Raw genomic sequence first — 13935 nt, 5'->3', positions numbered from 1 at the left:
CTGGCTCAGGCCGGACTGCGCGGCCAGCAGCTTGTTGAAGATCTGCACGTTGCTCAGCAGGTGCGTGGCCATGCCGGCCTTGCTCTGCATCGAGCCCTCGGCCTCCACGGCCTTGAGGGCGGCGACCAGTTCGTCGCGCTTGGCGGTGAAGGCTGCCACCTGCTCGCTGTCCCGCGCCACCGGTTGCAGGGCCGCAACCGCGGTGCGCAGGCGTTGCTGCAACTGGGCGATGCGGCTGTCCAGGTCGCCGGTGCCACGGCTCTGGCCGATGCCGATGTTGATCTGCAGGAGGTCGTTGTAGGCCTCGACGTCGCGGCGGACCTGCATGCCCGAGGCGATCAGCTGCAGGCTCTGCAGCTCGGCGCGGGTGCTGACGAACTGGCGGTAGGAATCGCGCACCAGGTAGAAGTTGGTCACCAGCATCGGCAGGAAGAAAAGCACGCTGATGAGGCTGAACTTCATGCCGAAGCTCAGGCGGTTCATCAGTGCGATAGCTGGATAGAGCACGGTCTTCACGTAAGACGTCTCCTGTTCCCGTTGTTGTTCTTGTGTGGGATGGCCGGTGCGGGGCGCCGGGCCCGCGCATGGCGCAGGCTCCTGTGTACCCGATATCGGCGGGACGTTCTGTAACTTAAGGTTAAAACGCCATCAGTGGCGACGTGCGGTACTCAGAGGAACAGCGCACACAGGGCGAAAGCCGCGTACCAGAAGACCGCCGCCCGCACCAGCAACTGCCAGAGCGCATCCAGGCTGGCGACCCCGGCCGGGCCGGGCGTGGCATCGCACAGGTCTTCGCCGACGCAGGCGGCCTGGGCCAGCAGGCGGGCCGCCGGGACGTCCCAGGCCAGCAGGTGGTGCAGCAGCACCCGGGCCACGGCGGCGAAGTTGCCGACGAAGGCGAAACTCAGCGCCAGGGCCCGCGCCGGCAGCCAGTCGAAGGCATGGCGCAGCAGTGCGGCCCGCTCGCCGAGCCCCGACGTACGGCCCAGGTGCACCTCGGTCAGCGACAGCAGCCGGTAGGCCAGGGCCGCCGCCGGGCCCAGCAGGGCATACCAGAAGATCACCGCGAAGAAGCCCTGGAAGGCCTGCCACACCAGCATGCCCTGGACCTGGGCGAACAGCTCGGCATCGGAATCGGCCTGCACGCCCAGGTCGCGCTCGGCGACGTGGTAGGCGCCCTGCAGGTCCTCGCGCCGCCAGGCGTCGCGGAACGGCCCCATGGCCTGGTGCACGTCGCCGCGGCCCAGGCTCCAGACCAGCACCAGCAGGTGCACCGGCAGCGCCAGCAGGCCGTAGGCCAGCGGCTGCAGCAGCGTCAGGACCAGCGCCAGCACCAGCAGGGGCCCGAGCAGGGCCACCAGCAGCGCCAGCCAGGGCCGCGCCGCCACGGCCGGCAGCCCCTGCACCATACCCAGCCAGGCGAGCCAGGCGCCATCCTTCTGCAGGCGCGCGCGCCAGCCGGAGAACTTCTCTACCAGCAGGGCCAGCAGCAGTACCAGGAAACTCATGTCGACTCCTTGGAAAGAGCGGCGAGGAAACGTTGCCAGTCGAAAGCCGGGCCCGGGTCGGTCTTGCGCCCCGGGGCGATGTCGCTGTGGCCGCGGATGCGTTCGGCGGTGATGGCCGGGTAGGCCCGCAGCAACTGCCGGCCCAGCGCCGCCAGGGCGGCATATTGCGCATCGCTGTAGGGCTCATCGTCGGTGCCTTCCAGCTCGATGCCGATGGAGAAGTCGTTGCAGTTCTCCCGCCCATCGAAGCGCGACACGCCGGCATGCCAGGCGCGGTCGTTGCAGGAGACGAACTGGAACACGCTGCCATCGCGCTCGATGAGGAAGTGCGCGGACACCGTCATTTGCGCGATGTCGGCGAAATAGGGGTGCTCGTCGGCATCCAGGCGGTTCTGGAAGAAGCACTGCACCTTGCCGGTACCGAACTGCCCCGGCGGCAGGCTGATGTTGTGGATCACCAGCAGGGAGACCACCTCCCCCTCCGGGCGGGCGTTGAAATTGGGCGAAGGACAGTGGCTGACGCCCTGGCACCAGCCGCTGCGGGGATCGAACTGCATAGGGGCTCCTTGATTGGGCCCACTCTAAAGCAGCTTGCGGCGGAAGAGAACGATTGGGGTTGTTGTGGGGGATGTCGGGGCCTTGCGGTTCTACCGCCCACCGCGAGGCATGGCACTCCCGTAGGAGCGGACTCCGTCCGCGATAGCCGAAGGTGCCGGCGCGATTCGCGGATGAGATCCGCTCCTAGGGGTTGCATCAACACCGCGTCCATGTAGGAGCGCGCCCTGCGCGCGAATCGCGGGCAGGGCCCGCTCCTACAGTTTGCTATGAGGCAGGGCGTTTCCGCTGTGCAGGAGCGGACTTTGTCCGCGATAACCGGAGGTATCGGCGCGATTCGCGGATGAGATCCGCTCCTACGGGTTGCCCCGACACCGCATCCATGTAGGAGCGCGCCCTGCGCGCGATTCGCGGGCAGGGCCCGCTCCTACAGTTTGTTGTGAGGCAGGGCGTTTCCGCTGTGTAGGAGCAACTTTGTCCGCGATAACCGGAGGTATCGGCGCGATTCGCGGATGAGATCCGCTCCTACGGATTGCCCCGACACCGCATCCATGTAGGAGCGCGCCCTGCGCGCGAATCGCGGGCAGGGCCCGCTCCTACAGTTTGTTGTGAGGCATGGTGCTTCTGCTGCGTAGGAGCCTTGTCCGCGATAAATGAGGGTACCGGGAGCACGGAGCGTGCTCCCTGGGGAGGAAGGCTCAGGCGTTCTTCAACCGCCGCAGATTGCCGATCACCGACTCCAGCGCACGGTCGAACAGCAGGGCGTCGTCCAGCAGGCGCACCGCATTGCGGCGGAATTCCACGGCCAGGCCCATGCGGGTCTTCTCCAGCACCTTCATGCCGGTACGGTTGACGAAGATGTAGCGGCCGGTCGGCTTGATCACCGCGGCCAGCTTGCAGCGCAGCTTGTGCTCGGCATCCTCGTGGATTTCCACCCAGCTGCCCACGCGCAGCTCGTCGACCTTGCGCAGCGACTCGTCGTCGTCCGCCAGCAACTCTTCCGGCTCCGGCGCACGCTCCTCGTCAGGCGTTGCCAGGACGATCTCTTCCACCACCGCGACCATCTCCGGCTGGCTGCCGGCCTGCGCCAAGGGCGCCTCGACGGGTTCGTCGAGCAGCGGGATGCCATCCAGCAGGTCGTCGTCGGCCGCCGCTTCCTGCGCCTGCTTGAAGCGCTGGAAGGCTTGCACGTGCAGGCTCTCCAGGCGGCTGAAGAACTCGCCGGTGGAGAATGGATCGAAGGCCGCGCTGGTCAGGCCCTCGCGCAATGATTTGAGCAGTTGCGGGACCATTTCCAGCAGGCGCGTGCGGGACTCCGGGTCCTCGTGGGGCTCGACGCTCCAGATCAGGTCGTCCATGGTCGCCACGGCGTCGCGCCAGGGTTGCGAATCGCTGCCGTGCTTCAGGCAGGTCAGCAGCAGGACCTTGCTCCAGGCCTCGCGCAGCAGGCGCACCACCACCTCGGGCAGGGTACGGCCGAACAGCCGCTGGTTGAGCACCAGCGCCACCTCGCGCCGGGCCGCGTCTGCACGGGCGCGGCCTTCCTCGGCATCGCGGGTGCGCTGTTCGAGCAGTTCGCTGCGGCGGCGCTCGTCGCCGGTGTAGGCGATGAAGTCTTCCAGCAGCACGCCGAAGATCGCCGTGTCGTCGACGAAGTCGTTCAGCAGGCGCATCACCACCTGCTCGATCTTCTGGTACAGGCTGTCGCGCTGCAGGTCGGTCTGTTCCGCCCAGCCGAGCGCCGCCGAGGCGATCTCGTTGAGCAGGCGCCGGGCGGGATGGTTGCCCCGGCTGAAGAAGGTCTTGTCCAGCACCGCGACCTTGAGCATCGGGATCTGCATGCGGCCGATCAGGGCCTTGAGCGAATCCGGCAGGTTGCGGTCGTCGAGGATGAACTCGAAGAGCATGGACACCAGGTTGATGACGTCCTCGTCGACCTGCCCCACCACCCGCGAGCGCCCGCTCTTGTGGCTGACGCGGTTGAGCAGGTGGTCCAGGTGGTGGCGCACGTCCACCTCGTCCATGCCCTGGGCCGGCAGGTGGTCCTGCAGGTGCGAGAGCAGGCGCATCAGGTCGTTGCTGGAAATCGGCACCGCGTCGGCGGGCACCTGGCGGCGCGCGGCCAGGCTGCCGCGGACCTGGGACATCAGCTCCTGCAGGACGCCGAAGGCCTCCTGGCTCTCGGCATCCGGATAGGCAGCGGAGGCGGCGCCCTGTGCGGCTGCACCGGCGTAGCCGCCACTGGCCGGGGCCTCGGCGGCGGGACGGGGCGCGCGGCGCGCGGGGGCGGACTTCAACTCGGGCAGCACACCGTGGGCGACGAGGATCTCGTTGGCCTCGGCATACAATTGCTCGAGCTCGGAAAGGACGTACTTCTCGAACAGCTTGAGGACGATCAGCTTGACCTTGATCTCCACGCCCAGGCCCTGGCAGGCCTCGAGGAAGGCCTCGCACAGCGGGCGCGGGCCGAGCGGGTTGGTCTTGTCCTCGACCTTGTTGCTGACCAGGGTGTTCAGGCGCGTGGTCAGGTGGCCCAGGGCCAGGCCGTCGCGGCTGAGCACCTTGCCGACCATGGCGTCCATCGCCACGGTCTCTTCCAGTTCGTCGTTCTGTACCAGCGACAGGTTGTCGAAGGAGACGGCGTCCAGCTGGGGCGCCTTGCCGATCTGGTACTGGTTGAGGTTGGCGAAGCCCTCGAAGAACTTCTGCACGAAGCCGCGCTCGATGCCCTTGCGCTTCAGGCGCAGGTCGCGCATGGCCTCGAAGAAGGCGCTCTGCTCGGCGTTGCTGGTGGCACGGTCGGCCATCTCGAAGAGGGTGTCGTCGGCATTGTCGAACAGCACCTGCAGGGCCTGGCGCAGCTGGACCGAAGCCTTGTCACGGACGTTGACCAGCGCCGCGGGCAGGCGCCCGGGGATAGCAGTCGGCGACTGGCCCTGGGCCGCCTTGTTCAGCGGCACTACGTTCGCGTCGTTCTGCATCGCAAGTCTCCTGCCGACGGGCCTGCCAGGGCTTCGACGGCAATGTTCGGGGGAGCGTTGTCCGTAACGTCAATCAGATGGCGTCAAAAATAAGAATCATCTTATTCATTATAGAGAACCCCCGATTACAACCAAGAGCCTTCACGGGCATTCTTGATGAAATTCACACAAGAACAGCCACCGTTCGTCCGACTCCCGGCGGCCACCGCGGATGCACACGGCCGCCGCCGCGCCCCGTATAATCCCGCCACCGCGAATCAGGAGCCCGCCATGCCGAACCTCACCCTTGCCGACCTCACCGGGGAAATCCAGGCCAACGTCCGCGCCGCCCTGGCCGAAGACATCGGCAGCGGCGACATCACCGCGCAGCTGATCCCCGCCGAACGCGAGGCCCAGGCCTGCGTCATCACCCGCGAGGACGCCACCGTGGCCGGCTGCGCCTGGGTCGACGAAGTCTTCCGGCAGATCGACCCGCGCGTGCAGGTGCAATGGCAGGTGCGCGACGGCGAGCGGGTCAGCGCCGACCAGACGCTGTTCAGCCTGCAGGGCCCGGCCCGCGCCCTGCTCAGCGGCGAGCGCAGCGCCTTGAACTTCTTCCAGCTGCTCTCCGGCACCGCCACCCGCGCGCGCCACTATGCGGACCTGGTGGAAGGCACCGGCGTCAAGCTGCTGGACACCCGCAAGACCCTGCCCGGCCTGCGCCTGGCGCAGAAGTACGCGATCACCTGCGGCGGCTGCCACAACCACCGCATCGGCCTGTACGACGCCTTCCTGATCAAGGAAAACCACATCGCCGCCTGCGGCGGCATCGCCCAGGCCATCGCCGAGGCCCGGCGCATCGCCCCGGGCAAGCCGGTGGAGATCGAGGTGGAGGACCTGGACGAACTGAACCAGGCGCTGGCCGCCGGCGCCGACATCATCATGCTCGACGAGCTGAGCCTGGAGGACATGCGCACCGCCGTGCAGGTGACCGCCGGCCGCGCCAAGCTGGAGGCCTCCGGCGGGATCAACGAGAGCACCCTGCGCGGCATCGCCGAGACCGGCGTGGACTACATCTCCATCGGCACCCTGACCAAGGACGTCAGGGCGCTGGACCTGTCGATGCGGTTGAGCCTGTAACGGCGCCGCGGGTCAGATCAGCTCCACCAGGCCGACGGGCCACCAGGAAGGGGAACGGCATTGCGGGTTTGGCATGAGAACCCGCGCCCCTCCCAGCGAAGCCACAAGCGGGCCCTGCCCGCGATTTCGCGCGCAGGGCGCGCTCCTACAAGGGAATGGCGTGGGTGGGGCAGCGTAGGAGCGGATCTCATCCGCGAATCGCGCCCATATGCCCGGTCATCGCGGACAAGGTCCTACGGGGGAGGAATACCGTGCTTCCCGGCTACCTGTAGGAGCGGGCCCTGCCCGCGATTCGCGCGCAGGGGCGCCCTCCTACAAGGGAATGGTGCGAGTGGGGCGGCGTAGGCGACCCAGGGTTTTGCCTTTCCAGCAGGTTCCGTATACGTTACATAACACATGCCTTGTCACGTATTCAGAACATGGACTATTCCCTCATCTCAACCCGCCTGGGTGAGCAGATTCGACAAAGGCGCCTGAATCGCGGGCTGACCCAGGCCAAGCTTGCCTCCATGGCCGGGCTCACCCGACAAAAGATCATCGCCGCCGAGAAAGGCAGCCTGTCGGTCGCCATGATGGCCTATGCCCGCATCCTCGGCGCCCTGGACTGCGAGTTCGCGCTCGTACCGGCAGCGAGACCTACGCTGGAGGAAATCCAGGGAGTGTTCGACTGATGCCGGTGACGCTGAAGGTTTCAACGCCAGAAGGTCCGAGCGGAAGGCTCTTCAGTAGCGCGGATGACTACCTGTTTCGCTATCAGGAAGGGACGAATGCGCGAGCCGCGGTCAGCCTGCTCATGCCTGTGCGCCAGGAAGAGTATCGCCATCGCGAGCTGCACCCGATTTTCCAGATGAACCTGCCCGAAGGCTATGTCCTGGAACAACTGCGCAACCGCCTGGCCAAGCGGCCATTGCCAAGGCCATCCGACTGTTCTGTCCTCCCGAGCATGTGCCGGCCTCCCTGGAACAGTTTTTCGGCATCGTGTCCCTGAGCTGCATCGTCGGCAATGGCGACGCACACTTGAAGAATTTCGGTCTGCTCTATTCAGATCCAACACAAGGCGACGCGCGGCAGGCGCCGGCCTATGACATCGTCAATACCACTGCCTATATCCCAGAGGACGTGCTTGCCCTGGACCTTGCCGGCAACAAGTCGCTGTTCGCGTCGAGGCAAGGGCTTCTGGACCTTGCCAGGGTATGTGATGTGGCCCGGCCGGCCGAAGTCATACGCGCGCAACTGCAAGCGGTGGAAAAGGTGCTGGCGAGCCACCCCGGGTTCTGCGAGCAAGCGCCCCAGGTGGTGGCCGCCATCCGACACAGCGCCGAACCCTTCGCCAGGACCTTCGGCTATGCCCGGGCAAGCCGGTGGAAATCAAGGTGGAAGACCTGGACGAACCGAACCAGGCCCTGACCGCCGGCCGCGCCAAGCTGGAGGCCTCCGGCGGGATCAACGAGAGCACCCTGCGCGGCATCGCCGAGACCGGCGTGGACTATATCTCCATCGGTACCCTGACCAAGGACGTCAAGGCGCTGGACCTGTCCATGCGGCTGAGCCTGTAACGGCGCGGCGGGTCAGATCAGTTCCACCAGGCCGATGCGCTCGTCTTCCAGGCTCCTTTTCAATTGCTCTGCCGAATTGCAAAGGGCCTGGACGATTGACTGGTTCGAACCGTTACCCATCGCCAGCAGGATCACCTTGGGTGGATATCCCCAAGCTGCCTGCAAATCATGAAAGTCCTCATCCTTGGTGACGATCACGTAGTCGTGCTGTTTCGCGTATTCCCATATCCGCCTATCACTTACCTGCTCGAGCCCGAGCAAGGCAACCTGGGAAGAACCGGGAAAGTCCATTTCCAGGGAGGGCAACATGCGCCGGGAAAGATTCTCGTCCAGCAGCAGCTTCATGCCGCCTTGATCCACGCCGAATGCTTCATGCGAGCCGCCGCGAAGGCCAGGCAAGCGAGAATGTCTTCACGCTCGAGTTCCGGGTAGTCAGCGATGATTTCTTCCGGGCTCATTCCGGCGGCCAGCCAGCTCAAGACATCCTCCACTGTTATCCGCAGCCCGCGCACACAGGGTTTCCCGCCACGCTTGCCGGGCTCCAGGGTAATCCTCGACTCATCCGCCATGGCTCTGTCTCAGTTGAAAGGGTAACGTCATCCAACTATATCATCCGCCTCGGCTCGCATAGCGAGCTTGGCCTGTAGCGGCGCGACGGGCCAGGTCAGCGCCACGAGGCCGATAGCTCATCCAGCAAGCGCCTCTTCGAGGGTATTCGGCGCCTCAACCATGGTGCTGCAGATATTCGCTCAGCGCCTGCCGGGCAAGGTCGTTCAGGCTCATGCGCTGCCGGTTGGCCGCCACGCTCGCGGCCAGATGCAGGTCATGGCCGACCCGCACATTGAACGATCCCTTGCAGGGCACCTCTGGCTCCCGCCCCTGTTCCTGGCAGGTGGCCAGGTAGTCGTCCACCGCCTCGTGGAAGGCGGCCTGCAATTCGCTCACTGTCTCGCCTTCGTAATTGACCAGCGCACGGATGAAGAGCAGCTTGCCGAACAGGCAGTTGTCCTCTAGGCCAGGCGCGCCGCGGCGTCCAGTTCGGAAGCCAGGACGATGCGGTCGCGCCCCTGCCCCTTGGCCGCATAGAGCGCCTGGTCCGCCCGGCGCAGCCACTCGGTGGCGTCGGGCATGGCCGGATCGAAACCGGCGATGCCGATGCTGAGGCTGACGCGCAACTCCGGCACCCGCTCCCAGGCCTCCGCGGCCAGTTCGCGGGACAGCCGCCCCAGGACCTCCCGCGCCGCCTCCGGCTCCAGCCGCGGCAACAGCACGCAGAACTCGTCGCCGCCGTAGCGCCCGGCCAGGTCCTCGGCCCGCAGATGGCTGCGCATGAACTCGCTGAGGCGACGCAGCACCAGGTCGCCGATCACGTGCCCGTGGCTATCGTTGGTGGCCTTGAAGTGATCGACGTCGATCAATGCCAGCGAGGCCTGCTGCTGCGCCTGCCGGCAGTGCTCGAACTCCTGCTGCAGGCGCTCCTTCCAGTAGCCGCGGTTGAACAGCTGGGTCAGGCTGTCGGTACGGCTCAGGTCCCGCAGCGCCTTCTTGTGCCGCGACAGCTGGATGGCCAGGCGGTAGAGCACCAGGCCGATGGTCATGGGGTGGATGACCAGCATGGGAATACAGGCGTACAACTCGACCTGGGACGTGTCGGGCGAGAAACCGAAGCCCAGCAACAGGCCGGACAGCACCATGCCCAGCGACTGCAACACGAAGCCCTGGACCACGAACCGCGCCCCGCCCGCCGCCGTGTTGTTCATCGCCAGCATGGAAAGCATCATCACCGAGGGCAGCACGTTGAACTGGATGGTGGCGATCCAGAACCCGCCCATCAGCGAATCGAACAGCACGAAACGCCGCTCCAGTTCCTTCGGCCGCGACGAGCGCGAGGTGACCTGGTAGGCCATCAGGGGCCACAGGTAGCAGAACCACAGCAGCAGCCCCCACAGCCACGCCGAATACCCCTTCCCCCAGAGCACCCCGGCGACACAGAAGAACCCCACGGCCAAACCCACCGCGCGCGGCAAAAGCACGCGCTGGGCATAGGAACGGCTGAACCTGGCGGACTCACTCGACTGCTTCACAGACCGCTCCCTTCCTCACCGAAAACCTCCCTGGGCAGCGGGAGTATAGTCCGGCGAATGATGGCAGTTCGATAGCGCCTGAGCGGCAAGTACGGCGGTTTGGGAGCCGAAAAAGCAAAAGGCCCCGCCGAAGCGGGGCCTTTGCCAGAGATGGTGCCGGTAAGAGGAATCGAACCCCCGACCTTCTCATTACGAATGAGCTGCTCTACCGACTGAGCTACACCGGCGGGCGGGAGGCGAATCTAGCATTTCGACAAAAAGAAGTTCAACCCCCAGCCCCATTACCTAGCCTGAACGCCGCCCAGAGCTAGACGCGCACTCCGAGTCAGGAAGCTTTTTAATAATGCCGGCGGACCAGAACCTGGGGCGCTCGACCCAACAAGTCTGCGACACCATGCCACTTTTATTGCGCTCGATAATCCCTGGGACATCCCTGAAAATCACGAAAGTCAAGATACAACAGAAGGCTATTGAGAAAAGCCTTCTAGCATTCAGAGAAGCCTTGGAGATTGACAATATGGTTTCATTCTTAACCGCCAGCCCCCAAGCCCAGCCAATAAGAACTGCCAACCAGATCTGCGTGTAGGGCATAACCAGAGACCCATCAAACATCGCATGGGCAAGTGAAGCAATAAAGCTTGCAAGTAGACAGATCTTTAGTGCCCCTGATGAGTCTCGCTCCTCAAACCAACCTATTGATCTTGAATACAACAACCAGATCAAACGGAACAGAAGAAGTGCCACCAGAATTGCCGAAACACTCCCCCACTCCGACGTCCATTGAAGTATTGCTTGATGCGGATGGGCTCCATAGGGATTGGCCAACGCAGCATATTGCATCGGTCCAGCGCCTAGCCATGGATGTTCTACCGTCATTTTCCATGCCTGCTGCCATAAATACTCTCGGCCAGATAGCGACATATTCAGTCGATCTTCAGCGAGACCTGAAACTTGCAAACCAAGAGCATTGGGTATCAGCTTGAAGAAAATGACGTAGAATCCCAAGCCCGTGACGACTGCCCCCCCTTGGCACAGGGAAAATACCCAGCCACGCTTGATAAAAAGCGGCAAGAGCAGGATCGCACAAACCATACCCAGCCAACTAGCACGGGTTCCAACACTTATAGTTGAAAACCACCATAGAGAGCAGAGAAGAAAATACCAATACCGCCGCCGCCAGTTCGCCAACAGCGGAACAGCTAGAAGCGGCAGGGATAGAGTCTGAAACTGTCCAAGGAAGCGTGGCCAACTGAAGCCATCAAAGAGAAACCAAATAATTAGCTTTCCATGGGTCATCACAGCAGAAAAATAGGAAACGAAAAACTTTAGAAGCAAACCAACGACAATAGAAACCAACAACCACCATATAACACTATCAACAGCCTCCCCATAACGGAGCCTCCACTCACAAATACAGCACGCAACAATATAGCCCCCCCAAAACAAAGATAACTCAACAAAAGACCAGAGCACCTGACCAGACTGCAAGCATGAAGCAAACGCCAGACAGAAAATAAGCAACAAGAAAATACTGGAGCAATGATCTTCATGCCTAACACTGGACATCCAAAAACAAATAACCGATAAGAAAAAAATAACGACTTGACCAATTCGCTGTTGATCGTGCCATGACAAATCAGGATAAATATTAATCAAAGGCAATATAAAGAGCACAATACAAGCTGCTCCACCTAAAAATTTTGGCGACAAGCCAAGCATTCTCACACTCCAAAAAAAAGCCCCGCAGATGCAGGGCTTTTGCCTTCCGAGTCAACCGATATCAGCTACCAGCGGCACCGCAGCTACCCGGGCGGTATTTAGCATCGAGGTTGGTAGAGCAGGTCCAAACACCTTCGGTGCTGCGGTCCCAGGAAATAGTTTTACCGTTGAATTTGTCAGCATTACCACCCTTGGTGGTGCACTGGATCTTAGTAGTGCCAGTAAGAGCCACGGTGCAATAAGTGGTAGACGCCGGAACACCAATGTAGCCATCAGCAGTCGTGGTCACAGAAGGGGTTTTCCCTTCGTTCACTGCAGCTTCAAAGGCAGTTTTACCGGGGGTAATTTCAGCAAGGGCAGCAGCGGCCTGGGAGCGAACAGTATAGTCCTGATACGCAGGCAGCGCGATCGCAGCCAGGATACCGATGATCGCTACTACGATCATCAACTCGATAAGGGTGAAACCTTTTTGAGCCTTCATGAAACTCTCCTTGAGATGGGTAGAGGTCTATCGACCTGTCAGAAACCAAGCACATGCCGTGCCAAATTCCTACAGCCCAAATCCCGTACATCAGGACGATGCCTACAGAAAAAGAAAACACCCACGGGCAGGATCTGACAAAAAATGGCACATCAGTGGTGCCCATTTGGCACCATCGAGTCGGTGCGTTATAAGACCTTCCATCTCAATTCGAACAATGCCTCCCCATGAACGATCAAGTCGTGCTATCCGGCCTAGCCCGCCAGTTAGTCATCGCCGAACTACTGGACGAGAGAAGCGCCCAGCAGGCTCAGCAGCAGGCTCAACGCAACAAACTCTCGCTGGTGACTTACCTGGTGCAGAACAGGTTGGTGAAGAGCCGGCCCCTGACTGAGTTGGCTGCCGATCAGTTTGGTATCGCTTTTTGCGATCTGGGAGCCATCGACAAGGAGGGTATTCCAAAGGAACTGGTCAGCGAGAAACTGGTGCGTCAGCACCGCGTTATTCCCCTCTGGCGGCGTGGCAACAAGTTATTCGTAGGCATATCGGATCCCACGAACCATCAAGCAATCACCGATGTCCAGTTCAGTACCGGCCTGACCACCGAGGCGATCCTGGTCGAGGACGACAAACTCGGAGACACTATCGAAAAGCTCTTCGAGAGTGCTTCTGGCGGCCTGGATGATCTGGCCGACGTCGATCTCGACGGACTGGATATAGAAAGCGGTGACGCCGACCGTAAGGAAGAAAGCATTGGAGGCGATGCCGACGATGCTCCCGTAGTCCGCTTCGTCAACAAGATGCTGCTGGACGCTATCAAGGGCGGCTCATCGGATCTGCATTTCGAGCCCTACGAGAAGGTCTACCGCGTGCGCTTCCGAACCGATGGCATGCTGCACGAGGTGGCCAAGCCCCCTATCCAACTGGCTAGCCGTATCTCGGCGCGCCTCAAGGTGATGGCTGGCCTGGATATTTCAGAACGGCGCAAGCCCCAGGACGGCCGCATCAAGATGCGCGTCTCCAAGAACAAGTCCATCGATTTCCGCGTCAACACACTGCCCACTCTGTGGGGTGAGAAGATCGTGATGCGGATCCTCGATTCAGCCAGCGCGCAGATGGGTATCGACGCCTTGGGCTATGAGGAAAACCAGAAGGAACTCTACCTGGAAGCCCTCAAGCAACCGCAAGGTATGATCCTTGTGACCGGCCCCACCGGCTCAGGCAAGACGGTCTCCCTCTATACCGGCCTGAATATTCTCAACACCCCGGATATCAACATCTCCACCGCCGAAGACCCAGTGGAGATTAACTTGGAAGGCATCAACCAGGTCAACGTAAATCCCCGCCAGGGCATGGACTTCGCCCAGGCGCTGCGCGCCTTCCTGCGCCAGGACCCGGACGTGATCATGGTTGGCGAGATCCGCGACCTGGAAACAGCCGAGATAGCCATCAAGGCCGCGCAGACCGGCCATATGGTGATGTCCACCCTGCACACCAACAGTGCCGCGGAAACCCTCACGCGTCTGCTGAACATGGGCGTGGCCTCCTTCAACCTGGCTACCTCGACCAACCTGATCATCGCCCAGCGCTTGGCGCGTAAGCTATGCACCCACTGCAAGAAGGAGCACGATATCCCACGCGAAACCCTGCTTCACGAGGGTTTCCCCGAGGACCAGATCGGCAGCTTCAAGCTGTACTCCCCAGTGGGGTGTGAAAATTGCAAGAATGGCTACAAAGGCCGCGTGGGTATTTATGAAGTGGTTAAAATCACGCCGGCGCTGCAGCGGATTATTATGGAAGAAGGCAACTCCATTCAGATCGCGGAGCAAGCCCGCAAAGAAGGCTTCAATGACCTGCGCACCTCGGGCCTGCTCAAGGCCATGCAAGGCATTACCAGCCTCGAGGAAGTCAACCGCGTGACCAAGGATTAAT

Annotated in this window: 12 protein-coding genes, 1 tRNA gene and 2 pseudogenes; 5 read left to right on the top strand and 10 right to left on the bottom strand. The window is 62.2% G+C overall.

Going from position 1 to position 13935, the window contains the following annotated elements; genetic code table 11:
- Positions 1 to 668 precede the first annotated feature (668 nt).
- The 3 genes from ampE to VV867_RS03655 all read right to left on the bottom strand — a co-directional run bounded on the left by ampE (position 669) and on the right by VV867_RS03655 (position 5044).
- Positions 669 to 1508 (bottom strand): regulatory signaling modulator protein AmpE, encoded by an 840-nt coding sequence (gene ampE / locus VV867_RS03665; protein ID WP_275627626.1) that lies wholly within the window; start codon positions 1506 to 1508, stop codon positions 669 to 671.
- A complete protein-coding gene (ampD, locus tag VV867_RS03660) occupies positions 1505 to 2065 on the bottom strand; it encodes a 1,6-anhydro-N-acetylmuramyl-L-alanine amidase AmpD (RefSeq protein ID WP_109934225.1) in 561 nt (186 codons plus the stop codon). The genes ampE and ampD overlap by 4 nt, the downstream gene beginning before the upstream one ends.
- A gap of 696 nt (positions 2066 to 2761) precedes the next feature.
- On the bottom strand, positions 2762 to 5044 hold the full coding sequence (locus VV867_RS03655; protein ID WP_328565643.1) for a DUF1631 domain-containing protein: 2283 nt from the start codon (positions 5042 to 5044) through the stop codon (positions 2762 to 2764).
- A 270-nt stretch (positions 5045 to 5314) separates the two neighbouring features.
- Here VV867_RS03655 and nadC point away from each other — a divergent pair, with 270 nt between their 5' ends.
- The 4 genes and pseudogenes from nadC to VV867_RS03635 form a co-directional block, all read left to right on the top strand.
- Positions 5315 to 6163, top strand: a complete 849-nt coding sequence (nadC, locus tag VV867_RS03650) for a carboxylating nicotinate-nucleotide diphosphorylase (RefSeq protein ID WP_328565642.1) — start codon at positions 5315 to 5317, stop codon at positions 6161 to 6163.
- Between the two features lie 419 nt (positions 6164 to 6582).
- On the top strand, positions 6583 to 6834 hold the full coding sequence (locus VV867_RS03645) for a helix-turn-helix transcriptional regulator (RefSeq protein WP_089390530.1): 252 nt from the start codon (positions 6583 to 6585) through the stop codon (positions 6832 to 6834).
- Positions 6834 to 7507 (top strand): annotated as a pseudogene (locus VV867_RS03640) (HipA domain-containing protein); the annotation flags it as partial. The gene VV867_RS03645 and the pseudogene VV867_RS03640, both read left to right, overlap by 1 nt.
- Positions 7483 to 7719: pseudogene (locus VV867_RS03635) on the top strand (carboxylating nicotinate-nucleotide diphosphorylase); the annotation flags it as partial. The pseudogenes VV867_RS03640 and VV867_RS03635, both read left to right, overlap by 25 nt.
- 12 nt (positions 7720 to 7731) lie before the next feature.
- Here the strand turns inward: VV867_RS03635 and VV867_RS03630 are convergent.
- The 7 genes from VV867_RS03630 to VV867_RS03600 form a co-directional block, all read right to left on the bottom strand.
- Positions 7732 to 8064 carry a DUF5615 family PIN-like protein gene (locus VV867_RS03630; RefSeq protein ID WP_328565641.1) on the bottom strand — a complete coding sequence of 111 codons (333 nt, stop codon included), beginning with the start codon at positions 8062 to 8064 and terminating at the stop codon, positions 7732 to 7734.
- Entirely contained in the window at positions 8061 to 8288 is a 228-nt protein-coding gene (locus VV867_RS03625; RefSeq protein WP_074977519.1) for a DUF433 domain-containing protein, read from the bottom strand. The genes VV867_RS03630 and VV867_RS03625 overlap by 4 nt, the downstream gene beginning before the upstream one ends.
- A 154-nt stretch (positions 8289 to 8442) precedes the next feature.
- Entirely contained in the window at positions 8443 to 8718 is a 276-nt protein-coding gene (locus VV867_RS03620; RefSeq protein WP_442964999.1) for a type II toxin-antitoxin system HicB family antitoxin, read from the bottom strand.
- A gap of 11 nt (positions 8719 to 8729) precedes the next feature.
- Entirely contained in the window at positions 8730 to 9803 is a 1074-nt protein-coding gene (locus tag VV867_RS03615; protein ID WP_328565640.1) for a diguanylate cyclase, read from the bottom strand.
- 151 nt (positions 9804 to 9954) lie between these two features.
- Positions 9955 to 10030, bottom strand: a tRNA-Thr gene (locus VV867_RS03610).
- Between the two features lie 58 nt (positions 10031 to 10088).
- Complete coding sequence (locus VV867_RS03605; RefSeq protein ID WP_328565639.1) at positions 10089 to 11522, bottom strand: O-antigen ligase family protein; 1434 nt, start codon at positions 11520 to 11522, stop codon at positions 10089 to 10091.
- Positions 11523 to 11583: 61 nt separating this feature from the next.
- Positions 11584 to 12003 carry a pilin gene (locus tag VV867_RS03600; protein ID WP_328565638.1) on the bottom strand — a complete coding sequence of 140 codons (420 nt, stop codon included), beginning with the start codon at positions 12001 to 12003 and terminating at the stop codon, positions 11584 to 11586.
- Between the two features lie 227 nt (positions 12004 to 12230).
- On the opposite strand from VV867_RS03600, the gene pilB reads away from it, so the two are divergent.
- Positions 12231 to 13934, top strand: coding sequence for a type IV-A pilus assembly ATPase PilB (pilB, locus tag VV867_RS03595; RefSeq protein WP_328565637.1), 1704 nt, complete (start codon positions 12231 to 12233; stop codon positions 13932 to 13934).
- The last annotated feature ends 1 nt before the right edge of the window (position 13935 follow it).

The sequence above is a fragment of the Pseudomonas sp. JH-2 genome (genome assembly GCF_036231725.1).
GTDB lineage: Bacteria > Pseudomonadota > Gammaproteobacteria > Pseudomonadales > Pseudomonadaceae > Pseudomonas > Pseudomonas delhiensis.
Note: the sequence above shows the minus strand (reverse complement) of the source record. Positions and strands in the feature narration are given on the sequence as shown.